Consider the following 24,944-nt stretch of genomic DNA (forward strand, 5'->3'; position numbering starts at 1 on the left):
CAGAGGAATAGACAATGGAATTGTTGCCAACCATCTGGTTCGTGGCCATCGCAGTGCTGTGGACCGGCTATCTCTTCCTTGAGGGCTTTGACCTCGGGGTTGGCATGCTCATGAAGCTGTTTGCGCGTAACAACACGGACAGGCGCGTACTGCTCAATACCATCGGCCCTGTCTGGGACGGCAACGAGGTTTGGCTTCTCACAGCAGCCGGAGCCACGTTCGCAGCTTTCCCCCTCTGGTACGCCTCCTTGTTCTCGGCGCTCTACCTACCGCTCCTGTGCGTCCTGGTGGCGTTGATCTTCAGGGCAGTCGCCTTCGAATACCGGGGCAAGGTGGACACTGAACGCTGGCGCACCACGTGGGACTGGGCAATCGCTGTTGGATCCTTCGTGGCCGCCTTTGGCATCGGCGCAGCGCTGGCGCTCACCACCACGGGGCTGCCGCTGGACGCCAACGGGGACCGAAGCGGTGGACCGTTCGCCTGGTTCAGCGGTTACGCACTCCTGGGCGGTTTCGGTGTTGTCGCGTTCGCCTTGGTTCATGCCCTGGCCTTCCTGGCGTTGAAGACCGACGGCGAGGTGCGGCTGCGTGCCCGCCGCTGGTTTGTGCGGCTGGTGCCGGTTGCCGTCCTGCCCATGCTCGCCTGGATGGTCGCAGTGCAGTTCCTGAGCGGCAAAGCCTGGACCTGGGTCATTGTGGTGGCAGGAGTCGCGGCAGTTGTTTTGGCATGGCAGTGGGCCCGCAACGGTTCCGAGGGCCGGGCGTTCGCCGCGATCGGAGCTTTCGTGCTGTGCGCCACGGCATCGATCTTCGGGGCCGCGTTCCCGGTGGTTATCCCCTCAACCATGGATCCCGCGTTCAGCCTGACTATTTCCAATGCTTCCTCCTCCGACTACACGCTGGGCCTGATGAGCATCGTGGCGGCGGTCGGCCTTCCCTTGGTTATCGCCTACCAGGCCTGGACATACTGGGTGTTCCGGCGCCGTGTCAGCGCAGCGCACATTCCCCAAGCCCACGGTTTCCTTCCGGCCATCGCCGCCAAGGTGCTGGTTGCCAAGGAAAACACCGGCCCTTCCAACCCGGGAGCATAGCCGCGCCATGAAGCCCGTGTTCCCCTCCGGCCCGGCCACTCGATCCGCCCTCTACGGAATAGGCCTGCTCTCAGCCCTCAAGGCACTTTCGCTGGTTCTCATGGCGCAGGCTGTGGCGGGTGCGCTGGCCGGGTTGGCCGGAAGTCCGTCCGATTGGGCCAGCGGGCTGGTGTGGGGCGCCGTCGGCGCGGTGCTGCGGTCCCTGGCTGTCTGGGGCCAGGGCGTTGCGTCGCGGCGTGCCGCGCTGGGGGTCAAGGAGGAACTGCGGGCGCAGCTCCTCAAACGCTCACTGGCCGAGGGCGGTACAACGGCGGTTGAGGGCACGAACGACGGCGGGCTGGCTATCCTCGCCACACGGGGCCTGGACGCACTGGATGACTACTACACCCAATACCTGCCGGCCCTGGTGAACTGCGCCACCGTTCCGCTGCTCATCGGTGCCCGGATACTGTTTGCCGACTGGGTAAGCGCCGTGGTCATCGTATTGACCGTTCCCTTGGTGCCGCTGTTCATGATCCTGATAGGCCGCCACACGGAAGATAGCGTCAGGGACGCCCAAACCACGCTGCGCAGATTGTCCGGGCACATCCTTGAACTTGCCAAAGGCCTGCCTGTGCTGGTGGGTTTGGGACGGGCCAGCGAGCAACGCGCAGCACTTGAGGACATTTCCGAGCAATACCGCAGCCGAACCATGGTCACGCTCCGGACGGCATTCCTCTCCGCCCTTGCCCTGGAACTCATAGCAACCATCTCGGTGGCTGTCGTAGCGGTCTTCATCGGCGTGCGGCTGGTTGCCGGAGACATGGCCCTGGAAGCCGGGCTTCTGGCACTGATCCTTGCTCCTGACTGCTACTTGCCCCTGCGTGAACTCGGTACCGCCCACCATGCCAGCGATGACGGCAGGGCAGCCTTGGAAACTGCCAACACCGTATTGAAGGCGCCCACGCACCATCGTCTTACCGATACCGAGCTACTTACCGAGAACCAGGCCTACCGGGCCGGGCTGGCTGACATTGTGGTCGCAGGCCTCACGGTGACCTACACCGGACGGTCCGCACCCGCCGTCGAACGTTTGGGCTTTACCGCCCCGGCAGGCTCCGTTACGGCGCTGGACGGAGAGAGCGGCGCCGGAAAAAGCACAATCCTGGGTGTCCTGGCGGGCCTTATCGGGCCTGGCCCCGGCGCATCCGTGACCGGCACCGTAACTGGCGTATCAACGGGTACCGTGGCCTGGGTACCGCAACACCCTGTGATGGTGGCCGACACCGTGCAGGAGGAAATGGAGCTGTACCTTGGCGGGGAAGGGACAGCGGATACTGTAGTCAACATCCTGCGGAGAGTCTCGGCTGACCACCTCGCCGCCAAGCACCCTGCCGAGCTCAGCCCGGGGGAGTTGCGCCGTGTGGCTCTTGCGCGGGGTCTGGCCCGGCTCGAGTCCGGTGCCACCGTGCTGCTCCTGGACGAGCCCACCGCACATTTGGACCACTACTCAGCCAGCGTTGTCCGCTCGGCCATCACGTCCCTTCGAGGCTCTGCCACCGTACTCCTGATAGCACACGACTCCGGCACCAGGGCGCTCGCCAACCATGTAGTCCGGGTGGAGCACTTACCTGCAGCGAAGCGGCCCGCCGCCGTGGCGGAACCAAGTGCTGCCTCTACCGCCACCGTCGTTTCAACCCCCGCCTACCAGTCCGCCCTTGCTGTCAAAGCCGGGGCGAACGCACCCAATCCGGAAGCGCAGAACGCGGCCCTCCACACATCCGTGAACCAGGGATGGCTTCCCAACGTGCAACGCCTCGCGCTGGTCCTCCGGCCGGTCCAGGCCAAGTTCGCCGCGGCGGGCGTGGTCGGAGTCCTCGCCGCACTCTTCGCAGTTGCCCTTTCCGGCCTGTCCGGCTGGCTCATCATCCGGGCCAGCGAACAGCCACCCATCCTCTACCTCTTGGGAGCGATCGTTGGTGTGCGTTTCTTCGGCATCGGCAGGGCCGTCCTTCGCTACTGCGAGCGGCTCCTGACCCACGACGCCATCTTTGCTGCGATGACACGCCTGCGCGGGGCGCTCTGGGCCACGCTGAGCCGCCGTGCACTCTCACTTCGCCGGCTTTTGCAGGGCGGCAACGTCCTGGGCTCGATCGTGGACGACGTTGACACACTCAGGGACCTCCTCCCAAGGGTCGCCCTCCCTCCGTTAACTGCCTTGGGCGTAGGCGCTGCGGCCATCACTGCAACTGCCATGGTGTTGCCCGTTGCCGTGCCCGCCGTTGCCTCTGCCACCTTGGTGGGACTCATTGTTGCGCCGCTCCTTGCCGTACTTGCTGACCGGAACGCTGCCAAGGCAGAGCAACAGCTGCGCTCGGTGGTGCTCCGCGGTGTTGCGGCCGCCCTCGATGCCCGCGCCGAACTAACCGCCAACGACGTGGCCGGACGCATCCTGACCGCACTCAGCGACAAGGACCGTGCCGCTACTGTTTCGGCGCAACGTTCTGCCTGGGCCGAAGGTCTCGGCCAGGCCGTCACCGTCCTCGCCTGCTCGCTCGCCGCCCTGTGGGCGGCGCTCCTGGGCGCTGAATCCGTTCAGGATGGCTCCGCCGCTCCTGCCTTGGTTGCCGTGATCGTACTCATGCAACTGGCCCTCGTGGAGCCTTTTTCCGCAACCGTTTCCGCCGTCCGCCAAGGCCCTGCTCTCGCAGACATCCTGGGTCGCGTAGCAGCTACCGGGGCGTTGTCCGCCTCCGCCGATGCGGACAACGCAGATCACGACGCCGGTACGCACCCTTTGCCTGACCGCGATGGCAAGGCGGGGCTGGAGTTGAACGGAATTGCGGCTGCATGGCCCGGTGGCCCCACGGTGTTCTCAAGGGTTACCGCTGAGGCAGCGCCGGGGCGATGGCTGGCAGTCACTGGCCCGTCGGGAGCCGGCAAATCGACGCTGCTTTCCGTCCTCCTTGGCTTCCTTCCCGTGAAGGAAGGCAGGGCCCTGCTCACGGGGACGGCGGCGTGGTGCCCGCAGGAAGCCCACCTTTTCGACTCCACCATCCGGGGCAATCTCCTCCTGGCGAGGCCCGCAGGGAAGAAGCCCAACGAACAGGAAATGCATGAGGCCCTGCGCGACGTGGGGCTTGACGTGTTGGTGGAGACTTTGCCCGACGGGCTCGACACGCATATTGGATCAGCCGGGGCATTCCTCAGCGGTGGTGAGCGGCAGCGCCTCGCCATGGCCAGGACACTCCTGACCGGCGCGCGGGTGCTGTTGCTGGATGAGCCTACGGCGCACCTGGACGCTGCTGCCGCTCGTGAAATGATGGCCACCCTTCGCCGGGGTTTGCGGAACGTCACGGTGGTCTTGGTGACGCACAACCCGGAGGACATCGATCCAGCAGATGCCAGGCTGGAGCTCCCCAGCGCGGCTGGGCTGGTGAGAGTGCCTACTCCCCAGTAGCCTGTTGGCATGCCTTCTGAGGTTCCACCCCTGATCCAACCCGATGCCAGCCAAACGGGCCTTCAGTGGCGGCCTGCCACAACTGCGGACCTCGGCAACTGGGCGGACCTGATCGCCCGGACTGCCGCCGTCGAGCATCCCGTCTGGTTCGAAAAGCGTGGCGACCTTGTCCACGTCCTGGAGTCAACCAAAAATGATCCCGGGACCAACACGCTTCTGGGATTCGATGCGGATGGAGTTGCCCGCGCGTACGGAAGAATCACAAAAAACCCCGAAGGGGACAAGGCCACAGGCATGGGCTGCGTAGACCCGGACTGGCAACGCCGCGGCGTGGGGTCGGCTGTGCTCGCGTGGCAGGAAGCACAGACCCGGAGAAGGTTTGACGCCGACAACGCAGCAGGGCGCAGTACTGCGCGGCCCCTCCTCCGCATCCAAACGGAAGAACAACACCCGCACCAGGCGGCGCTGCTCCGGGCCAGGGGCTATGACATTGTGCGCTGGTTCAACGAAATGCATCGGCCGTTGTCAGGGCCTGCTTCCATGCCTGCTCCAGCAGCACCGCTTGAGCCCGGACTGGAACTATCCACGTTTGACCCATCCCTGCACGAGGCTGTCCGCCTGGCCCACAACGATGCCTTCAGGGACCACTGGGGAAGCGAGCCACGCGACGAAGAGACCTGGCGGTTCACCGTTGAGGAACCCACGGCAAGGCCTGATTGGAGCGCCGTAGTGGTTGACGCCGCCACGGGTGAAGTGGCTGGATATCAGCTGGCCAGCCATGATCCCGACTCAGCAGCCGTCCGCGGCTTCAAGGAGGGCTACACCGAGCTGCTTGGAGTCCGGCGGGCTTATCGCGGCCGGGGAATAGCGCAAGCACTGCTGGCAGACGCCCTTCGGCGATTCACCGCCGCCGGGATGGACGTTGCATCCTTGGACGTCGATTCTGCAAATCCGACAGGGGCCCTGGCACTCTACCTCGGCATGGGATACAGCCCGGTGAACCGGAGCATGACGTGGGAAAAGACGCTATAGCCAGGCGCGCTTAGCCGTCAACGTCGTGGAGGTGATGGACAACATCATGCAGGAAGTACTGCGAGAACGTGAGCACGGTGAATTCAGAACCGTTGCTTCGCCGCCCTGTCCGCTGCCATTCATCCTGCACCACCCGTGCGAAGGACTCAGCGATCTGCTCCCCTTCCGCGATCAACTCGTCAGCGACGGTGCGGGGGTCCGAACGTCCATATTCGCCATCGATGGCCGCTTGGTCCTGGTCCCAATTGGCAAATTCGGCGTTGTCATCACTCAGCATCAGGTTCAGCCTCTTATCGAAAAGGCTGAAGACATCTCGCACGTGGCATGCATATTCCAAGGGCGACCACGTGTGATCATTCGGGCGTACCGCGACGTCCTCGCGGCGCAGAACGGCGCGCCACCTCGGAAGCATGTTGAGCACAGTGCCCGGGACCGTGGACGGCGTCACGGTGGAGGCGTCAAAGCCGCATTCGGGGCAGGGCTTTGAAAGCACCCACGTCCAGTCTTTTTCGTCAGGGATGATCGGCATGCCGCCAGTCTAAGGGGTCTCCGCCGGCAATCTCAGGCAAGGGCTAAAACCTGCGTCTGTTTGCCACTGACTTCGTTGCCGCCCAGGAGTAAAGTTCGCTCCGGGGAGAGAGTCGGAAAGAGAAAAACATGCTCAAGGATCAGCAAGTGGGTGCCGTTCTTCCGGCATCGGATATTGCCCGGGCCCGCGCTTACTACAGCGAGAAACTCGGACTCGAACCAGAAAATCCAGACGCCGACGACAACCTTCAGTACAGGTGCGGAGACGGGACCGGATTCTTCATCTACCAAACATCCAATGCAGGGACCGCCAAGAATACCCAGATGGGCTGGATGGTCAGTGACGTCGCCGCCACGATGGAGGAACTCCGCGGGAAGGGTGTCAAGTTCGAGGACTACGATTTCCCAGGCCTGAAGACTGAAAACGGCATTGCAACGATGCCGGACGGAACCGCAGCAGCCTGGTTCCTGGACTCAGAGGGAAACATTCTGAGCATCAACCAAAACGGCTAACCCAGCCGGACACGGCCTGACAGGGCAGCCTGCCAAGCCAGGGCAACAGGCAGGGCCGGCGGTCTGCAACCGCCGGCCCTGCTGTTGTTCCCTGCGCTATTTTCGGCGGTGGCCTACTCGGTGGACACAGCCATTTCGTCCCAGGCCATGCTCGGCCCGATCGCCTCAACCGGCTGGGACAGCGGCACGCCGGAGCCGTCCCTGCGGCCGTGCTCGTGGGGCAGTGCCCTGGCTACACCGGCAGCCGATGACGCCTTTGCTGGTCCGTGCCCGGCCCACGCAAGGAGCAGTGTGTCTTCACCCTTGAGGAATCGGTGGACGCGGACGCCGCCGGTGGCCCGGCCCTTCGCGGGATACTCGTCGAAAGCCGTCACCTTCGCGGTTCCGGGCGCGGTGCCTGGCAGGGCGCCGTTGGTACCGGCAATGGTCACCACGACGGCGGCAGGATCGTCGGTGCGCACGGTGCCGAAGTGAATCACCTCGTCGCCAGCGGCGAGCTTGATCCCCGCCATACCGCCCGCCGTTCGTCCCTGCGGACGCACGTTGGACGCACTGAACCGCAGCAATTGGGCCTGCTTTGTCACGAAGACGAGTTCGACGTCGTCCTCCTGCGCGGGTTCCACGGCCAGAACGGTGTCCTTGTCCTTGAGCGAAATGATTTCCCAGTCCTCACGGTTCAGCGGATACTCCGGCTGAACACGCTTCACTACGCCCTGCACGGTACCAACGGCAAGAATGGCATCCAGCGGAACCAACGCAACCAACGTCTCGCCCTTGAGCAGAGTGATGAAGTCCTTGGCCGGCACTCCACCGGCCAGGTTTGGAAGGCCGCCGACAGGGGGCAAGGCGGGCATATCCATGACCTGCAGGCGCAACATCCGGCCCAGGGAAGTGACGGCGCCGATCTCACCACGGGCCGTGGTCTTCACCGCTGAACGGAAGACGTCGTGCTTCGCCCGCGGACCAGCCTCCGCCAGCGGTTCCTGGTTGGTTGTCCGTGCGATCTGTCCCGACACGCTGAGGAGGGCCCAGCAGGGGTCGTCCGGGATTTCCAACGGAAGGGCCGCGGCCTTGCCCTTGGGTCCAGGTACAGCAGCGGCAAGGGCTGCGGCGACAGTGGGGGAGACTGCCTCGGACTCCAGGAGCACGGTGCGCCGGGGAGTACCGTACTTCGTGGCGATTTCGGCCAGCTCACCCGAAACGAGGTCCCGGAGCAGCTCGTCGGAGCCAAGGATGGCCTCCAGGGCTTCGATCTCGCGGCGCAGCTCGTCCTGCTCCTTCTCCAATTCAAGGCGGGAGTACTTGGTCAGCTGCCGCAGGCGCAGTTCCAGGATGTAGTTGGCCTGGATCTCGGTGAGGTCATAGATGGACATCAGCCGCTCACGGGCTGCGGAAGCTTCATCAGAGGAACGAATGATCTGGATGACTTCATCGATATCGACGATCGCGATCAGCAGGCCTTCCACCAGGTGGAGGCGGTCCTTCTTCTTGCCCAACCGGAAAGCCGTCCGACGTCGAACCACATTGAGACGGTGGTCCACGTAAACCTGGAGGAGCTGCAGCAGGCCAAGAGTCTGCGGCTGGCCGTCAACCAAGGTGACATTGTTGATGCCGAACGAATCTTCCATGGGCGAATAGCGGTACAGCTGCTGAAGGACGGCGTTGGGGTTGAAGCCGTTCTTCAGCTCAATGACCAGACGCAGGCCATGGTTGCGGTCCGTGAGGTCCACGACGTCGCTGATGCCGGTCAACTTCTTGGCGTTGACGGCGTCCTTGATCTTTTCGATGACCTTTTCCGGGCCAACCATGTAAGGCAGCTCGGTCACCACCAGGCCGGTCCGGCGGGCAGACAGCTGCTCCACTTCCACCTTGGCGCGGGTCTTGAAGGAACCGCGGCCCGTGGCATAGGCATCGCGGATGCCGTCCAGGCCCACGATGCGGCCACCCGTGGGAAGGTCCGGGCCGGGAACGTACTTCATGATGTCATCCAGAGTGGCGTCCGGATGCGCGATCAGATGGCGTGCGGCGGCAATGACCTCAACGAGGTTGTGCGGAGCCATGTTCGTTGCCATGCCGACTGCAATGCCCGTAGTGCCGTTGACCAGCAAGTTGGGAAACGCTGCAGGAAGGACGTCAGGCTGGGTCAACTGGTTGTCGTAGTTGGGGACGAAATCCACAACGTCTTCGTCGAGGTGGTCCGTCATGGTCAGCGCAGCCGCTGCCAGGCGCGCCTCGGTGTAACGCGGGGCGGCAGGGCCGTCGTCGAGCGATCCAAAGTTGCCGTGGCCATCGATCAACGGCAGGCGCAGGGAAAAGTCCTGGGCCATGCGGACCATGGCGTCATAGATCGCGGCATCGCCATGCGGGTGGAGTTTTCCCATGACTTCGCCCACGACGCGCGCACTCTTGACGTGGCCCCGGTCCGGGCGCAAGCCCATGTCCGCCATCATGTAGAGGATGCGGCGCTGAACCGGTTTGAGGCCATCACGTGCGTCAGGAAGGGCTCGCGAATAGATCACCGAGTAGGCGTACTCCAGGAAGGAGCCCTCCATCTCGGAAGTGACGTCGATGTCGACGATGTTCTCGGTGAAATCGCCGAGAGGCTCGCCTTTGCGTGCGGGAGTTTGGCTGCGGGCCATGGGGTCGGTGGATCCTTAAAGATGTACTGCGGATGTTTTAGCTAGGCTAAGCCTATGGTGGATCAGCCCGGCGTCGGCATTTATCCGGAATATTGGGAGGCCGATGTCGTCCTGCGTGACGGCGGGACAGCCCATCTCCGCCCCATCCGCCCCCAGGACGCAGATGCCCTGCAGGCCTTCCACGCCGGTCAATCCCAGGCTTCCATCTACATGCGGTTTTTCTCCTTCAAGCCCAAACTGTCCGGAAAAGAAGTGCGGCGCTTCACTGAAGTCGACCATGTGAACCGGGTGGCGTTCGTCATCACTATCGGTGGCGAAATCATGGGAGTGGGCCGCTACGACCGGCTGGAGGACCCCGACGAAGCCGAGGTGGCGTTCAACATTTCGGACGCCCATCAAGGCCGCGGCATTGGCTCAATCCTCCTGGAGCATCTCGCCGCAGCCGCCCGCGAGAACGGTATTCGTCGGTTCATCGCCGAGGTCCTGCCCGAAAACCGCAAGATGCTCATGGTGTTCGCCGATGCCGGCTATGACCTCAAGCGCGGGTTTGACGACGGCGTTGTGAGCGTCGAGTTCAATATCGACCCCACCGAAAAATCGCGGGCGGTGATGGAGTCCCGCGAACACCGCGCAGAGGCCCGCAGCGTGCGCGACCTGCTGGCGCCGTCGTCGGTGGCGGTGATCGGTGCCAGCCGCAAATGGGGGACAGTAGGCTACCAACTCCTGGAACACATTATTGAGGGTGGCTTTGAGGGCCCGGTCTATGCGGTGAACCCGGAGGCCTTCGAGCTCGCCGGCATGATCTCCTTTGCCCGCTTATCGGAAATCCCCGGGCCCGTTCAACTGGCGATCATCGCAGTGCCTTACGAGGAAGTGCCCAAAGTAGTGGACGACTGCGCAGCAGCAGGCGTCAAGGGCATCGTGGTGGCAACCGCCGGATTTGCCGACGACGGCGAAAGGGGCCTCGCGCGCCAACACGAGTTGGTGCGGCGCGCCCGGGCCAATGGCATGCGGGTTATCGGGCCGGAGTCACTGGGAATACTGAACACCCATCCAGCCGTATCCCTCAACGCCTCCATGGCGCCGAGCATGCCGCCCCGAGGAGGCCTGGGCCTTTTCAGCCAGTCAGCGGCCGTGGGCGTGGCCGTCTATGCCGCGGCCAGGCGGCGCCGGTTGGGCCTGTCCACATTTCTCTCCGCCGGGAACCGCGCAGATGTCTCGGGCAACGACGCCATGCAGTACTGGGAAGACGACGCCGATACTTCCGCCGTAGGGCTCTACCTGGAGTCAATCGGGAATCCCCGTAAATTCTCCCGGCTTGCCCGCAGGTTGTCCCGGAGCAAACCGGTCATCGTCGCCAAATCCGACGTCACGGGCCTCCGCCTTCCGCCCGGACACGAAGTCCGGACCACCCAAGCACCCGCCGCAGCAGTGGACGCAATGATGAGGCAGGCAGGGGTCATCAGGGTGGGAACCATTGAGCAATTGATGGACATCGCCCAGATCGTCTCCTCCCAGGCATTGCCCGCAGGCCCCGGCCTGGCTGTCTACTCCAATTCAGTCGCCTTGGCGAAAGTCGTCGCTGACAGTGCCGGGCCCCTTGGGCTGGATGTCAACCGGTTGGTAACGGACGTCGACCTCGACGCCGGCATGTCAATCGCCCTTCCGGCGCTCCGGGCCAGCCTGCAGGCAAGCCTCGCGGACGAATCCGTCAACGCCATCGTGGCCGCACTCCTGCCTGCACGCGGACTCACGGTAGAAGCGCTCGCCGGTGTCCTGGCCGAGTGTGCGGCGGAGGCCGGCAAGCCCGTGGTGGCTGTATTCACAGGCATTCTGGACCCCTCCATCCCCGTGGAAGGAATGGTAGGCGGCTCCGATGGTCCGTTACTGCCCTGCTATTCCAATGCAGGCGCCGCAGTCAGTGCCATGGCCGCGATCGTCCGCTACGCCCAATGGCTGGATCGCGACCAAGGTCTTTTCGTCGAGCCCGGTGGCTGCGACGTCGAAGGGACCAAGGCAACACTGGCCAGGATGCTGACCGGCGTGACGGGCGAGAAACTCCGCAAGCTCGACGCCGGTGCTGCCGCGGAACTACTCGCCGGCTACGGTATCGCCGTGGTGCCGACAATCGGCTTCGGGACGCCGGAGGAAGCTGTTGAAGCAGCCGAACGCGTGGGCTGGCCAGTGGTTCTGAAGACCACCGACCCCACCCTGAGGCACCGCCTGGACCTGGGCGGCGTCCGTCTGGACATCCAGGATGCAGAGTCCTTGCTGCAGAACATCGCGCAAATGAAGCGGGCACTGGAACCCTACGGTTCGCCGTCCCTCGAAGTCCAGGCAATGGCCCCGGTAGGCCAGGCCTGCACCTTCCGCGCAATGGAGGACCCCTTGCTGGGTCCAGTGGTGTCCTTCGGCTTGGCAGGGGACGCAGTGAATCTGCTGGACGATTGGGCACACCGGGTCCCACCGTTGTCCGCGGCAGACCTGCACGACCTCATCCGCTCACCGCGGGCGTCGAGGAAACTGTTCGGCTATCAGGGGCTCCCCGCAGTGGATGTTCCTGCCCTTGAGGACATCGCTGCCAGGCTGGCCAAACTCAAGGATGACCACCCCGGAATTGCCCTGGTGGAGTTCAACCCTGTGCTCGGAGGCCCTGAAGGTGCAACGATTCTGGGTGCCGATGTGTGGATCGGCAACGCGGCCAGGCGCACAGATAGCGCTCGCAGGGCAATGCGCGGCTAGGCGCTTCCTGCACGCCGGCGACAGGCCCAGTGGCCGGGCACGCAGTTAGGAAGTCCCCAGTGGATCTGTGAAAATGGGGGAATGAGCACCCAGTCTCCGACGCCTCAGTCCCGTCCGTCCAACGCCGGGCACCACAGCGCCCATAACCACAGCTTGCAGGGACAGAGCCTGGACCAGGCGCTGCAACAGGCTGGTTTCTACCCTCGGCTGGTGGCCGACGTCGTGGATGACGCCTTGGATGGCCGCGACTGCCTGTCACACCTGGTGCACCTTGAGACGCACTTCGATCGCGCCGAGGTTCGCCGCCACATCACAGTGCTGGTGCTCACCGAAGACATGCTGGTGATCACCCACGTTGACGATCAGCAACTGGATGAAGCCGGGGAGCAGATCGTCGCCCAGATTTCCACGGAGTCCGTACCCGTGGCACAGATCCGTTCCGTTGTCCTCAGCTACATGTATTCGCAGCCGCAGGACTACAAGCCGTCGGATCCCGTTCGGGAAATGACGGTGTCCATTGCCTGGTCCGGGGGGCAGCGCCTGGACATGGGCCCGGCAAGCTGCGGTGATCCGCAGTGCGAAGCGGACCACGGCTACAGCGGAACCATCGCCCAGGAGGACATCGTCCTGCGCATCAGTGCCGAAGCGGACGGCCTCCAAGCGGTCCAGGATGCCAAGGTCTTCGCACGCGCCCTTCGTGCCGTGAACACGGCAAATCCCACACCCGTCCCACACACCGGCATCCCCGCGCCGCGGCCACGTTCGGGGGTCTTCAGCAACCGCTTGAGCCGCGGACACCAGCGTTGAGGGTGACTGCACAGGAGCACACGCAGCCAACGTCCGGTACGACGCCGGCCCTGGACCTCCCTTCGCCCCCGCTCTTTGGGAGCAGATCGATCGCCGAAGTCTTCACCAGTGCGGCCGCGAGCATGGGCATCCCCGGATTTGCCAACCAGCTTCACCTGCCTGCCGCGCAGCGTGTCTGTGTAGTCCTCGCCGACGGGCTGGGCCGCAGCCTGCTCAAACAGAAGGCTTCGCACACACCATTCCTGCGGTCCATCCTGTCCAGCGGACAGGGCAGCGTCCCCAACTGGATTGATTCCGCTTTTCCAAGCACCACAGCGGCTTCCCTCGCCAGCCTGGGCACAGGGCTTCCTGCCGGGCAGCACGGCATGGTGGGCTATGACGTCCTGGATCCTTCCCAGGACAAAGTAGTGAACCTGCTTGGCAACTGGGACGCCCACGTGGACCCTGCGCTTTGGCAGCCGCACGCTACCGTGTTCGAACGCATTGGTGCCGAAGCCGACGTCGTTACCGTGAGCCTCCCGCAGTTCGGCAATTCCCCCATGACCCAAGCAGCCCTCCGGGGCAGCCGTTTCGTAGGCGGCACAAGCCTGCATGCGCGCACAGCCGCCGCAGCAGAGGCAATGTCCGGCGGCGGCCCATCCCTGATGTACTTCTACGTCAACGAGTTGGACAAAGCCGGTCACCGCTACGGCTGCCAGTCCGACCGCTGGGAACACCAACTTGAAGAGCTCGACTCCACCGTCAAGAGACTGTCCGCGACGCTGCCCCCGGGAACCACTATCGTGCTGACCGGGGATCACGGAATGCTGGACGTTCCCGAGTCCCAGCGGATTGACTTCTCAGCTGATGCCTCACTCGTCGCCGGGGTCCGCCACACTGCAGGCGAGCCCCGCATGGTGCATCTCTACCTTGAGCCCGGCCTTCCTGAAACCCAGCGCGAGCTACTGATCTCTGCCTGGCGGGCAAGGTTTGGCGAACGCATCTGGGCTTTCACCCGTGAGCAGGCGATAGGCGCCGGATTGTTCGGTGACGTCCAGCCGGAGGTGGCGCCGCGCATCGGCGATGTCATGATCGCCGCCCGGGATACCCTTGCCCTTTACGACACCCGCAGGGTCCGTCCGGCATCGTTGGAAGTAGTCGGCCAACATGGTTCCTTGACGAAGGCGGAGCGCGAAGTGCCATTCCTTTGCTTCCCGGCGGCCGGCAAAAAGGGCAAACGTGGCTGAACTCGTCTTCTTCTCGGGCACCATGGACTGCGGTAAGTCCACCTTGGCTTTGCAAATGGACTACAACCACCGCGCGCGGGGCAGGGGCGGGGCACGTTTCAGCTGCAACGACCGCGCAGGTGATTCGACGATTTCCAGCAGGTTGGGCCTCCGGACGGACGCCGTTGAAGTCCGTGCGGACACGGACTTCTGGGACGAAGTGGTTGTACGCCGGACCAGTGGGCTCCGTGTGGACTATCTGATCTGCGATGAAGCCCAGTTCTATTCCGCTGCCCAGGTGGAGCAACTGGCACGCCTGGTGGATGAGATGGAGGTGGACGTCTTCGCCTTCGGGATCACCTCGGACTTTCGAACCACCCTGTTTCCCGGCTCCCAACGTCTGATCGAACTCGCTGACAAAGTACAGGTGCTACAGGTCGAGGCACTGTGCTGGTGCGGGCGCCGGGCAACTCAAAATGCCCGAACCGTGGACGGCATCATGGTGGTGGAAGGGGACCAGGTCATGGTTGGCGATGTTGCTCCCCAGACCGCCGGCGAGGCCCAGGCCATGAGCAATGAAGTTCGGACAGGGGAAGCTGCCGGCCATGAACCGGTGGTTGGCTATGAGACGTTGTGCCGACGCCATTACATGCGCCGCGTGACAGCCCACGGGGCCAACCTGATGGCCGGCGGAGACCAAACTCTGCCGTTCGACGTCGATGCCTGCCTGTGGCCCGGAGCGGGCTCCGGCACTGGCTCCGACCTGAAGCCTAGCTAGGTGCTGGTCGCCGCGCTGGGTGCTGGTCGCCGCGCTGGATGCTAGTCGCCGCGGGCGCCGAAGACGATCTCGTCCCAACTGGGGATGCTTGACCGTTTTGGACGTGAGGGCTGGCGCTCTACGGGTGCCTCGGCATCCTTGTGCGTGTTATGGTCCCCGGCCTCAAGGCTTGCCTTGTCCTGCGCGGCTGGCTCTGTACGCGAGACAGCACGATCGGACTGTGTTTGCGGGGTCGTGGCACCGCCAAGCAGCTCGTCCAGCCCTGCCCGTTGCGTTTGGTTGGCCCCGGAATCAATTCGATCCGCATCCTTGGGATCAGGAGCGCTGGCCGCCCCCGGCTTGCGGTCGGTTAAGGACGTCACGGGCCTCAGTGGGCTGGCGACAACGGTTATTTCCCGCGTCTCCGTGCTGACGCCGTCGTGGAGCTTCAGGGAGTCGTCGTCGTTTGAGTCATGGTTCCGGGGCGCGAGGCTAAGCCGGGACAGCATGGACGGGCGTCCGTCCTTCCGCGCAGGCTCGGCCACGGGAGAAGCTTCCGGTTCCGGTTGATCTGCGGCGGGTTCCTCGGCCGGGTGTTGATCTTCACCGGCTGAACGCGGGTGGGCTGCAGGGACGTTGCTGAGCAGGACGGCCAGGGCGTCATCGCCGTCCTCGTCCACGCCCAGGCGCTGCCCGCGGCGTGAGCGGAGCATTTCCAAGAGGCTGTCGGACTCTTTCGCAGACGCGCGTGCCGCGGTTTCGGCGTCCGTCTCAAAGTCAAAAGGACGATCCGAGACAGCGGCAAGCCGGCGCGTAGGAACGGGCCCGTCCAGTGGCTCCAGTTCACTGAGCTGCTGGGCCCAGCGGTTGGCGTTCTGCAGGGATTTCCGCTGCGGACTGAACGTCCACATAGCGGGCGGCTCCTCGCCGATGCTGCCGTGCGTACCGGGGACCGCCTCAAAGCGCGCGACGACGGTCCAGGAACCATCCGAACGGCGCCACGAGTCCCATTCAACCGTTGAAGAATCGATGCCGTGCGCGGACAGGCGGTGGGCTACCATTTCGCCGAGTGTCGCTGGATTGTCGCCAAAGGCGGAACGATAGATGTCCTGGCCCGGGGCCGGGGAAGCTACTTCAATGTTCCTGGCCTGCTGCGCAACGTACTCACGCTCTGCCAGGACGGGGCCCTCGTAACGTTGCACGTTGGCAAGGGGCAGCCCGGACAACTCCGCTACCTCGGCCGCCGTCGCTCCACTGCGGATTCTGGACTGAATATCCCTCGGGGACATGGCAATCGGGGTGTTTGACGCCCGCGCAGCAACCTGGGCGGGGGTCCTGCTCGTCGCGGCACGAAGTGCCTCGTCGATCGGAAGCTGGAACATCGCACCGCCGGGTCCGCTCAGGAGCAGATGCCCGCCGTCGTCGTGGACGCCTACCAGCCGTAGATCCTGCATAACACCCTCCACCACATGGCATAACTGACATTCGAAACTCTGCCACCCCCGTTGCCCTTTTCCTACTAGGACAAAGGGCGTGCCGTGATATTCCGGCGAAAATGGCAGATTACCGGCCGGTTCCGTCCCTGCAATCCGAGCTCAAATTGCTGCCTCTGGACAATCGCTGGACAGGGGAGGACAATCTGGCCGATATCGGGCACAAATCCGGGGCGTCCGGCGTTACACCCTTAGACCGGCGGCGGGCAGGAAATCCGCCAGGCCGGAATCCTACCCGGAGCAAGTACGACAGGACGAAGAAGGACCATGGCCACGGATTACGATGCCCCTCGAAAGACCGAGGAAGACGTCAGCGAGGACTCGATTGAGGAACTCAAGACGCGCCAGTCGGGGAAGCAATCCTCTGCGGTGGATGTCGATGAGACCGATCTTGCCGATGGCTTCGAGCTCCCCGGCGCGGACCTCTCCGGAGAAGAGCTCCTTATTCAAGTCATGCCACCACAGCCTGACGAATTCACGTGCTACAACTGCTTCCTTGTGAAGCACCGCTCCCAGATTGCAGCTGAGAGGAACGGGCACCTGTACTGCACGGAATGTGAGAGCTAGCAGCTAGCGCGCGCCCAGCGCAGCGACGAGTTCGTCCGGGCGGCGCGAAGACACCAGCCAGTAGGGTGTTCGATCGGCGGGATCGGTGATCTCGATTTTCACGACGGCATCGATCCACCCGCGGAAGCACATGTAGGCGAGGCCATTGAGGCGGGTTCCACGTTCGGCGGTGGCCGCCTCTTTTTTGAAGGCCTCGACGCTGCCGACGAATTTACGGTCGATAGTGGCCCGTCCCACCCTAAGGCTGTCCCGCGTAACGGTGATGGTGGGTGTTGAAACCACCAGCAGGGTGGTCATGACGGCCAGAAGCACCAGGGCGGCCGTGATACCCGCGGCGGCACTGATGGGTGCGAACATCAGGATTCCGGCGCTCGAGAGGCCCACGACGACAACCCAGATCCAGATGGTCGGCCATAATTTCTCGGTGAACAGCACCTGGGAGGCGGAGGGACTGTTCCGGGCAGGCATGGGGACGGACTGGTCAGGCGTAGGCATGGGTCCAGCTTATCGGCCCTTGGGCCGGCTATCTGCCCGGAGTGCCCGCAGGGATGTGCCCCACGTAGAATGGTCCACTGTGAGCAACGAGACCGCAGTATTCAGTAATGACACCACCGCAGCGTATGGCGCGCCCACTTTGGACGTTCAGCTGAAAATGCTCGACGCCGGGCTGGAAGCACCGTCCTACGCGCACCCGAGCGATGCCGGCGCGGACCTGCGGGCCCGCGAGGACGTGAAACTTGCCCCGGGTGAACGGAAATTGGTTCCTACGGGCGTTTCGATTGCCCTCCCGGATGGCTTTGTGGCACTGATCCACCCGCGGTCCGGGCTCGCCACCAAACATGGCCTCACCGTTGTCAATGCACCCGGGACTGTGGACGCAGGTTACCGCGGCGAAATCGCGGTCACCTTGTTGAACACTGACCTGAACCACGCCATTGAGCTCAAGCGCGGCGATAGAATTGCCCAAATGGTGATTCAGCGCGTCGAGTACGCGCGCTTCGTGATGGTTGATGATCTATCCGACTCCGCCCGCGGTACGGGCGGCTTTGGTTCCACTGGCGGATTCAACGCACCGGTGGCCTGATAACCCACGGGGTTGCGGTTTACTTGGGGATAGACCACTACTAAGGAGACAACCCAATGCTTTTTGGGCGCGGCAAAAAGTCCAAGGCCGAGCGGCTGGAAACCGCTGGCACCGTCGAGGAAAACGACGCCGTTGAGGCAACAGCCCCTGCAACCGGCGCGTCCGGTACCAAGGGTGATTTCCGGCTTGGCAAAGGTCCCTGGGACATCGATGAGATCGAGGACCGCGACGGATACGTGGATCTCGGCGCACTGCTGATCGCACCCGCCGACGGACTCCAGCTGCGGCTGGAAGTAGAAGAAGCTACCCAGCGCGTGGTGGCAGTGACCATGGACCTGGCCGGCTCAAGCCTTCAGCTCCAGGCGTTCGCCGCTCCGCGTTCGGAGGGCCTGTGGGACGAGATCCGCGAGCAGATCGGCCAATCGGTAGCCAGCCAGGGTGGCGAGACAGAAGAAGTATCCGGAACGTTTGGCACAGAGCTCATCGCCAAGCTTCCCGCGGAAGCTACCGACGGCAGCCGGGGTTTCCGCGCCGCCCGCTTCATGGGTGTGGACGGCCCCCGCTGGTTCCTGCGGGGAGTCCTCGGTGGCGAAGCCGCACTGGACCGGGAGGCCGCCGGCGCCCTGGAGGAGCTCTTCCGGCGTGTAGTTGTTGTCCGCGGCGACAACCCGATGCCGCCGCGGGAACTGTTGCAACTGCGCCTGCCCAAGGACGCTGCCGCCCAAGCCCCAGCCCAAGCCCAGGTTCCCGATCCCGATGCGCAGCAGGCCGGTCCTGCCATGCAGCAGCCGGAGCGGGGACCGGAGATCACCCAGATTGGCTGATACGCCCGGCTCGACAGGACCGTCCAGCCAGCAGTCCCAGCAAGTCGCTATCCGTGATCTCCCTTCCCGCGGCAGGGCCACCTGCACTGGGTTCATCGAGTCCGTCACGCATCAGCCGCCAAGTGAGCAACCCTTCTTTTCAGCAGTGGTGGTGGACGCGTTGGAGCACAGTTTCCAGCCGTCGGTTGGTGGCGGGGGAGTGAAAAGGCCCTATGCGCGGTTGCGCGTCATCTGGTTGGGCAGGAACCGTGTACCTGGGATTGAAGCAGGAGTTGAGCTGCGCCTGAACGGCATGGTGACGCAACTGGACGGCTTGCCTGCGATGTTCAATCCACGCTACGAAATACTTTCCCGTCAGGAGCACCTATGACCGTGGCCAACGGATCAGAGCCGAAGGATTCCGCACAGCCGACGCCAGGCAAGACTGAAACCCCGGCCACTGGGTCAGCCAAGACCCCGGCGGCCGAAACCCCGGGGGTGGCGGAGTTGGCTGCGGGCTATGCAGAAAAGGCAGGGCTTCAGCGCAACAGTGCCGGCCATGTAGACATGTTGAAGTCTGCCGGGGGAGTGCAAGGCATCGCGGAGAGTATCCTGCCGGGCCTCGTTTTCCTCGTGGCCTTCACCATAAGCCGGGACTTGACGGTTTCCCTGGTCGCGGCGTTGGCGACGGCAGCAATCTTCACTGTTGTCCGCCTGATCCAACGACGCCCGTTGACGCAGGCACTTGCCGGTGTGGTCGGCGTCGGGATTTCTGCTTGGTTGGCCAACACCACAGGGAAGGCCGAGGACTTCTACGTTCTCGGCTTCTTCACCAACATTGCCTACATCGCGGGCATGGTACTTTCCATCGTCCTCAAATGGCCCATTGCAGGGTTGCTGTTCGGATTCGTCCGCAACGAGGGTCTCGAATGGCGCAAGGATCCCGAACGCCTGCGGGCGTACCAGCTTGGTACTTGGATTGTTGTGGCCGTGCTTGCGCTGCGGCTGGTGGTGCAGGTGCCCCTGTACTTCCTGGGTGAACCAGGCTTGACGGCGTTGGCGACTACCCGGCTCCTCATGGGTGCACCGCTGTACATCCTTGGCCTTTGGGTGGCCTGGCTTGTGACCAAGCCGGCACCTCAGCCGTCGAAGCCGTCGTCCTCGGCCTGATCCGCAACGCCGGCATCGCCGTCGCGGGGTCCCTGGCCTGCCATCGACGCCGGCGACAACAGTGCCCGCAGGCCGTCCTCTGCCTGGATGGTGGTGACGAAGAACAGTTCGTCGCCACCATCGAGGACATCGTCCCGGCTTGGGGTGATGGGTGCCTGGTCGCGCAGGATGGCTACCAAGGTGGCGTCTTCCGGCCACTCAATGGCGCCCACTGTGCTCCCAATGACGTGGGAGTCGTGCGGAACGGTAAATTCCACGATCGAGGCGACGCCGGTCTGCAAGGTCAACAGCCGGACGATGTCGCCGATTTCTACGGCTTCCTCAACCAGCGCAGTCATGAGTTGGGGAGTGTTGACGGCGACGTCCACACCCCACGAGTCGTTGAACATCCAGTCGTTCTTGGGGTTGTTGACGCGCCCAACAGTGCGGCCCACGGCGAATTCCGTCTTGGCCAGCAGGGAAACCACCAGGTTCACTTTGTCATCACCCGTCGCTGAAACCACGACGTCGGCATCCTCAAGTTTGGCGTCCTGCAGCGTGCTGAGTTCGCAGGCATCGCCCACCAGCCAGCGCGCACCCCGAAGGCCGCTGCGGCCAATGACTTCAGGCTTGAGGTCGATGAGCAGGATTTGATGGTTGTGGGCCAGGAGCTCACGGGCAATGGACGAGCCGACGCTGCCTGCGCCAACGATGACAACTTTCACTAAGACTCCTTGGCCGGTGCTTTGGCGAGGACCCGGCTGATCTCCGAGGTCCTGTCCAGGCTCAACATTGCGTGGACGGTATCGCCTTCCTGGTACGCCGTTCCCGGCAGGGGCAGGAGGCCTTCACCAAAACGCGTCAGGAAGGCTATACGAATGCCCGCGGCAGCTTCAATGGACGTCAGGCTGTGGCCAATCCATCCTTCATGCAGGTCCACTTCTGCCAGGACGAGCCGCCCTGATGGCTCCCGGTAATCGCCGGCGAGATGCTGTTCGGGGAGAATGCGCCTGAGGACCTGGTCGGCGCTCCAGCGCACGGCGGCCACGGTGGGAATGCCGAGGCGTTGGTAAATTTCGGCGCGTCCGGGATCGTAAATACGGGCCACGACGTGTGCCACATGGAATGTCTCACGTGCTACCCGGGTGGCCAGGATATTGGAATTGTCACCACTGGAAACTGCGGCGAAGGCGTAAGCCTCTTCCACTCCGGCCTGCTTGAGCGTGTCCCTGTCGAAACCTACGCCGGTGACCTTGCGGCCGGTAAACGTGTTGCGAAGCCGACGGAACGCCCGCTCGTCCTGGTCGATGATGGCCACCGAATGGCCGGCGTCTTCCAAAGTGTGTGCCAGGGTTGCGCCAACACGGCCGCAACCCATGATCACGAAGTGAGCCACCGTGTCTCCTTATGTGTGTTTACCGTGCCGCTGCGTATGACTTTACCGGTGCGGCGGACGTAAGGCGGCGACCGCCGTCATGACATCGCCGGGGATTCAGAGTAGTTTTGCGAAAGTGTTGACAATACTGAATGCTGCGAAGCGTGTGGTTGTGGGCCGGCCAGTCCGGAATGACCGCTTATCCCACACCCTCTTGCCTAAACGCATCGCTTTGCCGATCTTCGCCTCGGACGCCCTGTCTTCAGTGGCCTACGCGCCCGATGAAATCTTGCTGACCCTGGCTCTCGCCGGTGTCAGCGCCGTGGCCTTCTCCCCGTTCGTCGGATTGGCCGTGATGGTGGTGTTGCTCACAGTGGTTGCCTCCTATCGGCAGAATGTGCACGCCTACCCATCGGGCGGGGGCGACTACGAGATCGCCAACGTCAACCTGGGCAAATATGCCGGGCTCACCGTTGCTTCCGCGCTCTTGGTGGACTACGTCCTGACTGTTGCGGTATCGATGTCCTCCGCAGCCGCCTACCTCACCACGGCGATCCCTTCATTGCACGGCCAACAGGCGATGATCGCGACTGTGGGCGTGATCATTCTCGCCCTGGTCAACCTGCGGGGCATCAAGGAGGCCGGCACGGTCTTCGCCGTTCCCACCTATATTTTCATGGCGTCCATCCTGGGCATGACCCTCGTGGGCATCTTCCAGGCACTGACGGGACAACTTGGCCAGGCGCCATCCGCCAACTTCACCATCGTGCCCGAGGCCGGCTTCGATGAAGGTCTCGTTGGACTTGCCGGCGCATTCCTGTTGCTGCGTGCCTTTTCCTCGGGCGCCGCGGCATTGACGGGTGTGGAGGCGATCAGCAACGGGGTGCCCAATTTCCAGAAGCCCAAGAGCAAGAATGCTGCCACAACCCTGCTGTTGCTGGGCGCGATCGCGGCGGCCATGCTGGCCGGCATCCTTTACCTCGCCAACGCCACCAAGGTCCACATTGTTCTGGATCCCGCCAAGGAATTCCTTCTTGACGGCAAGCCGTTGCCCGAGGGCTATATCCAGAACCCGGCCATCAGCCAGATCGCAGACACCATTTTTGGGGCCGGTTCCATTCCCTTTTACGTGGTGGTGGCCGCCACTGGCGTCATCCTTGTCTTCGCTTCCAACACTGCCTTCAACGGCTTCCCCGTGCTGGGATCCATCCTGGCGCAGGACGGCTATCTGCCCCGCCAGCTCCGAACCCGCGGCGACAGGTTGGCCTTCAGCAACGGCGTACTGGCCCTGGCTGCCGGAGCGCTGGTCCTCATCCTTTCGTTCAACGCCGATGTCACCAAGCTCATCCAGCTCTACATCGTGGGTGTCTTCATTTCCTTCACCGCCAGCCAACTCGGCATGGTCCGCCACTGGGGCCGGGAACTGAAACTGGCCAGGGACAAGTCGGTACGCCGCAGGATCATCAAGTCCCGGACCATCAACATGGTGGGCTTCGGCATGACGGGGTTGGTCTTGGTCATCGTCCTCATCACCAAGTTCGAGCAAGGTGCCTGGATCGCACTCCTGGCCATGTTCGTGCTGTTCCTCATCATGTGGAGTATCCGGGCGCACTATGACAATGTTGCCAAGGAGTTGGCAGTTGACGAGGATTCATCGCCACGCGCATTGCCCACCCGGGTGCACGCCGTTTTGCTTGTGTCCCACGTCCGCAAGCCTGTATTGCGTGCCCTGGCCTACGCCCGGGCGTCGCGGCCTTCGCGGCTCGACGCGGTCACCGTGGATATCAACTCCGAAGAGACAGAACATACCGTCCGGGATTGGGAGAAGCTGGAAATTCCAGTACCCCTCACCGTACTGGCCAGCCCCTACCGTGAGACCGTGACTCCCATCATGGAGTACATCAAGAACATGAGACGCGACTCTCCCCGCGACTTGATCGTGGTGTATATCCCCGAGTACGTCGTGGGCAAATGGTGGGAGCAGTTGGTCCACAACCAGACGGCCCTCAGAATCAAGACGCGGCTCCACTTTGAACCTGGAGTCATGGTTGCCAGCGTTCCGTGGCAGCTGAAGTCCTCCGAAGAAGCAAAGGCACTGCAGGATACCCAATGACCTCCCACAGCATTTCACCCCTTACTGACAACAGCGGAGGCCAAGGTACAGCCGGCACCGAACTGACCGTTGACGTTGGCCCCATCGCGCATGGCGGGCATTTCGTCGCACGCCATGAGGGCCGCGTCATCTTCGTACGCCACGGCATTCCGGGGGAGAGGGTCCGGATCCGGTTGACCGACTCCGGCGACTCGTCGCGCTTCTGGCGTGCCGACGTCGTGGAGGTCCTGGAAGCCTCGCCGGACCGCGTGCCGCACTTCTGGAAGCCGGCAGATTCGCTGGCGGCCTGGCAGCACGGAAATCCGCCCGTGGGAGGTGCCGAGCTCGGCCACATTTCCCTGCAGCGGCAGCGCGCCCTGAAGGCTGAAGTGTTGTCGGAGCAGCTCAAGAGACTCGCCGGCCTGGACCTTGCGGTCGAGGTTGAGGGCGTAGGTGCCAACGACGACGGCGGACTCGGCTGGCGTACGCGCGCCAGCTTTGCCGTGACCTCCAAGGGGCGGCTGGGTATGCATGCCCACCGTTCCGACGTCGTGGTGCCGATCCGGGAGATGCCCTTGGCACTTCCCGGAATCAACGACCTCAGGTTGTGGGACCTCGATCTCAGCGGGATAGCGCGCGTGGAAGTGGCGACACCTGCCAATGGCTCCAGGCCGCTGGTGTTGCTGGCGCCGGAGGAAACGACCAGTCCCAAGCGGCTGCACAGCGTCCTTTCGCAGTTGCCGCATGATCTCTCCGTAGCCAGCTTCGATCCCGGCAAGGGCCAGGTGCTGCAGCTTCGGGGGAGGACCTGGGTGCAGGAATCGGCGGCAGGGCATGAATACCGTGTGACGGGCGAAGGGTTCTGGCAGATTCATAAGGACGCGCCGGACACCCTGGTGGACGCGGTGACGGGCTACCTCGCAGGCGGCGGGTATCTCCAACCCGGTGCGGCGGTGGCCGACCTCTATGCCGGTGCCGGCCTGTTTACTGCTCCTTTGGCTGATGCGGTGGGCGTTACCGGTTCGGTTTTGTCCGTTGAAGGATCACCTGGCACCAGCCGTGATGCGCGCAAGAACCTGCATGGAGAATCCCATGTCGAGATCGTCCAGGGACGAGTGGAGCGGGTATTGCACCAGCGACCACGGAACTTCGATTCCCTGGTCCTGGACCCACCGCGCGTGGGTGCTGGAAAAGCAGTGGTAAACCAACTCATGGCCTCACATCCCAGGGCAATTGCCTATGTGTCCTGTGATCCGGCTTCTTTTGCACGTGATCTGGGTTACTTCCAGCAAGGGGGTTGGCGCTTGGAGTCATTGAGGGCCTTTGACCTGTACCCCCACACCCATCACCTGGAAACCGTCAGCCTCATCGTTCCCGCCGGTTAGGCCGGTTATCGCCCGTCACGCCACCGATGGCGGGCGATGCGTGGGTTGCCGCGTTTGACGGAGCTGCCTGGCAGCGGTGCTTGAACGTGATCGAAGCCACTACGATGGGCATAGTAGTCCCACATAGCAGCCCCACTCCGCATTGTTCCGCGCGGGGGCAGGGGTTGACCAACTGAGAGTGCCGCCCGGCTAAGTAAGGTGCGCCTAACTGGCTAGCGGCCAACCACGCGACAAAGATGAAAC

The 24,944-nt window shown here is 63.5% G+C and carries 21 protein-coding genes; 15 read left to right on the top strand and 6 right to left on the bottom strand.

Annotation, left to right across the window (positions count from 1 at the left end):
- Window positions 1–14: 14 nt before the first annotated feature.
- The 3 genes from cydB to AC6I99_RS09065 are packed head-to-tail and all read left to right on the top strand — an operon-like array spanning window position 15 to window position 5,562.
- Window positions 15–1,091: a cytochrome d ubiquinol oxidase subunit II gene (gene cydB / locus AC6I99_RS09055; protein WP_224089601.1), complete on the top strand. Its 1,077-nt coding sequence runs from the start codon at window positions 15–17 to the stop codon at window positions 1,089–1,091.
- Between the two features lie 7 nt (window positions 1,092–1,098).
- A complete protein-coding gene (cydD, locus tag AC6I99_RS09060; protein ID WP_224089603.1) occupies window positions 1,099–4,530 on the top strand; it encodes a thiol reductant ABC exporter subunit CydD in 3,432 nt (1,143 codons plus the stop codon).
- Window positions 4,531–4,539: 9 nt separating this feature from the next.
- A complete protein-coding gene (locus tag AC6I99_RS09065) occupies window positions 4,540–5,562 on the top strand; it encodes a GNAT family N-acetyltransferase (protein ID WP_224089605.1) in 1,023 nt (340 codons plus the stop codon).
- A gap of 10 nt (window positions 5,563–5,572) precedes the next feature.
- On the opposite strand, the gene AC6I99_RS09070 is transcribed toward AC6I99_RS09065, so the two are convergent.
- On the bottom strand, window positions 5,573–6,091 hold the full coding sequence (locus AC6I99_RS09070) for a DinB family protein (RefSeq protein ID WP_224089607.1): 519 nt from the start codon (window positions 6,089–6,091) through the stop codon (window positions 5,573–5,575).
- Window positions 6,092–6,219: 128 nt separating this feature from the next.
- On the opposite strand from AC6I99_RS09070, the gene AC6I99_RS09075 reads away from it, so the two are divergent.
- Window positions 6,220–6,603, top strand: coding sequence for a VOC family protein (locus AC6I99_RS09075; RefSeq protein WP_224089609.1), 384 nt, complete (start codon window positions 6,220–6,222; stop codon window positions 6,601–6,603).
- A gap of 113 nt (window positions 6,604–6,716) precedes the next feature.
- Here AC6I99_RS09075 and AC6I99_RS09080 read toward each other — a convergent pair whose 3' ends face one another.
- Window positions 6,717–9,242: a DNA gyrase/topoisomerase IV subunit A gene (locus tag AC6I99_RS09080; RefSeq protein ID WP_497960792.1), complete on the bottom strand. Its 2,526-nt coding sequence runs from the start codon at window positions 9,240–9,242 to the stop codon at window positions 6,717–6,719.
- Between the two features lie 54 nt (window positions 9,243–9,296).
- Between AC6I99_RS09080 and AC6I99_RS09085 the strand changes: the two genes are divergently transcribed.
- The 4 genes from AC6I99_RS09085 to AC6I99_RS09100 all read left to right on the top strand — a co-directional run bounded on the left by AC6I99_RS09085 (window position 9,297) and on the right by AC6I99_RS09100 (window position 14,774).
- Entirely contained in the window at window positions 9,297–11,984 is a 2,688-nt protein-coding gene (locus AC6I99_RS09085) for a bifunctional acetate--CoA ligase family protein/GNAT family N-acetyltransferase (RefSeq protein WP_497960794.1), read from the top strand.
- 81 nt (window positions 11,985–12,065) lie between these two features.
- Window positions 12,066–12,791: a DUF5998 family protein gene (locus tag AC6I99_RS09090; protein ID WP_224089611.1), complete on the top strand. Its 726-nt coding sequence runs from the start codon at window positions 12,066–12,068 to the stop codon at window positions 12,789–12,791.
- Window positions 12,788–14,017, top strand: a complete 1,230-nt coding sequence (locus AC6I99_RS09095) for an alkaline phosphatase family protein (RefSeq protein WP_497960795.1) — start codon at window positions 12,788–12,790, stop codon at window positions 14,015–14,017. The genes AC6I99_RS09090 and AC6I99_RS09095 overlap by 4 nt, the downstream gene beginning before the upstream one ends.
- Window positions 14,010–14,774, top strand: a complete 765-nt coding sequence (locus tag AC6I99_RS09100; RefSeq protein ID WP_497960797.1) for a thymidine kinase — start codon at window positions 14,010–14,012, stop codon at window positions 14,772–14,774. Before AC6I99_RS09095 ends, AC6I99_RS09100 begins: the two co-directional genes overlap by 8 nt.
- A 41-nt stretch (window positions 14,775–14,815) precedes the next feature.
- On the opposite strand, the gene sepH is transcribed toward AC6I99_RS09100, so the two are convergent.
- A complete protein-coding gene (gene sepH, locus AC6I99_RS09105) occupies window positions 14,816–16,207 on the bottom strand; it encodes a septation protein SepH (protein WP_497960799.1) in 1,392 nt (463 codons plus the stop codon).
- 306 nt (window positions 16,208–16,513) lie between these two features.
- Between sepH and AC6I99_RS09110 the strand changes: the two genes are divergently transcribed.
- Window positions 16,514–16,813, top strand: a complete 300-nt coding sequence (locus AC6I99_RS09110) for a DUF4193 domain-containing protein (RefSeq protein ID WP_224089614.1) — start codon at window positions 16,514–16,516, stop codon at window positions 16,811–16,813.
- A 3-nt stretch (window positions 16,814–16,816) separates the two neighbouring features.
- Here the strand turns inward: AC6I99_RS09110 and AC6I99_RS09115 are convergent, their stop codons facing one another.
- Window positions 16,817–17,308 (bottom strand): DUF3093 domain-containing protein, encoded by a 492-nt coding sequence (locus tag AC6I99_RS09115; RefSeq protein ID WP_497960800.1) that lies wholly within the window; start codon window positions 17,306–17,308, stop codon window positions 16,817–16,819.
- A gap of 79 nt (window positions 17,309–17,387) precedes the next feature.
- Here AC6I99_RS09115 and dut point away from each other — a divergent pair, with 79 nt between their 5' ends.
- The 4 genes from dut to AC6I99_RS09135 are packed head-to-tail and all read left to right on the top strand — an operon-like array spanning window position 17,388 to window position 19,870.
- Window positions 17,388–17,897 (top strand): dUTP diphosphatase, encoded by a 510-nt coding sequence (gene dut, locus AC6I99_RS09120; protein WP_497960802.1) that lies wholly within the window; start codon window positions 17,388–17,390, stop codon window positions 17,895–17,897.
- 56 nt (window positions 17,898–17,953) lie between these two features.
- Complete coding sequence (locus AC6I99_RS09125) at window positions 17,954–18,721, top strand: DUF3710 domain-containing protein (RefSeq protein WP_497960804.1); 768 nt, start codon at window positions 17,954–17,956, stop codon at window positions 18,719–18,721.
- Window positions 18,714–19,091, top strand: coding sequence for a hypothetical protein (locus tag AC6I99_RS09130; RefSeq protein ID WP_224089618.1), 378 nt, complete (start codon window positions 18,714–18,716; stop codon window positions 19,089–19,091). Before AC6I99_RS09125 ends, AC6I99_RS09130 begins: the two co-directional genes overlap by 8 nt.
- Window positions 19,088–19,870: a DUF3159 domain-containing protein gene (locus AC6I99_RS09135; RefSeq protein ID WP_497960806.1), complete on the top strand. Its 783-nt coding sequence runs from the start codon at window positions 19,088–19,090 to the stop codon at window positions 19,868–19,870. Before AC6I99_RS09130 ends, AC6I99_RS09135 begins: the two co-directional genes overlap by 4 nt.
- On the opposite strand, the gene AC6I99_RS09140 is transcribed toward AC6I99_RS09135, so the two are convergent.
- Both AC6I99_RS09140 and AC6I99_RS09145 read right to left on the bottom strand, forming a co-directional pair.
- Window positions 19,840–20,574: a potassium channel family protein gene (locus tag AC6I99_RS09140; RefSeq protein WP_224089620.1), complete on the bottom strand. Its 735-nt coding sequence runs from the start codon at window positions 20,572–20,574 to the stop codon at window positions 19,840–19,842. The genes AC6I99_RS09135 and AC6I99_RS09140 overlap by 31 nt on opposite strands.
- Entirely contained in the window at window positions 20,574–21,245 is a 672-nt protein-coding gene (locus AC6I99_RS09145) for a potassium channel family protein (protein WP_224167094.1), read from the bottom strand. The genes AC6I99_RS09140 and AC6I99_RS09145 overlap by 1 nt, the downstream gene beginning before the upstream one ends.
- A 115-nt stretch (window positions 21,246–21,360) precedes the next feature.
- On the opposite strand from AC6I99_RS09145, the gene AC6I99_RS09150 reads away from it, so the two are divergent.
- Both AC6I99_RS09150 and AC6I99_RS09155 read left to right on the top strand, forming a co-directional pair.
- On the top strand, window positions 21,361–23,337 hold the full coding sequence (locus AC6I99_RS09150; protein ID WP_224089621.1) for an APC family permease: 1,977 nt from the start codon (window positions 21,361–21,363) through the stop codon (window positions 23,335–23,337).
- Window positions 23,334–24,701, top strand: a complete 1,368-nt coding sequence (locus AC6I99_RS09155) for a class I SAM-dependent RNA methyltransferase (protein ID WP_497960807.1) — start codon at window positions 23,334–23,336, stop codon at window positions 24,699–24,701. Before AC6I99_RS09150 ends, AC6I99_RS09155 begins: the two co-directional genes overlap by 4 nt.
- Window positions 24,702–24,944: the final 243 nt, after the last annotated feature.

This window comes from Arthrobacter sp. TmtSoilC77, from assembly GCF_059739415.1.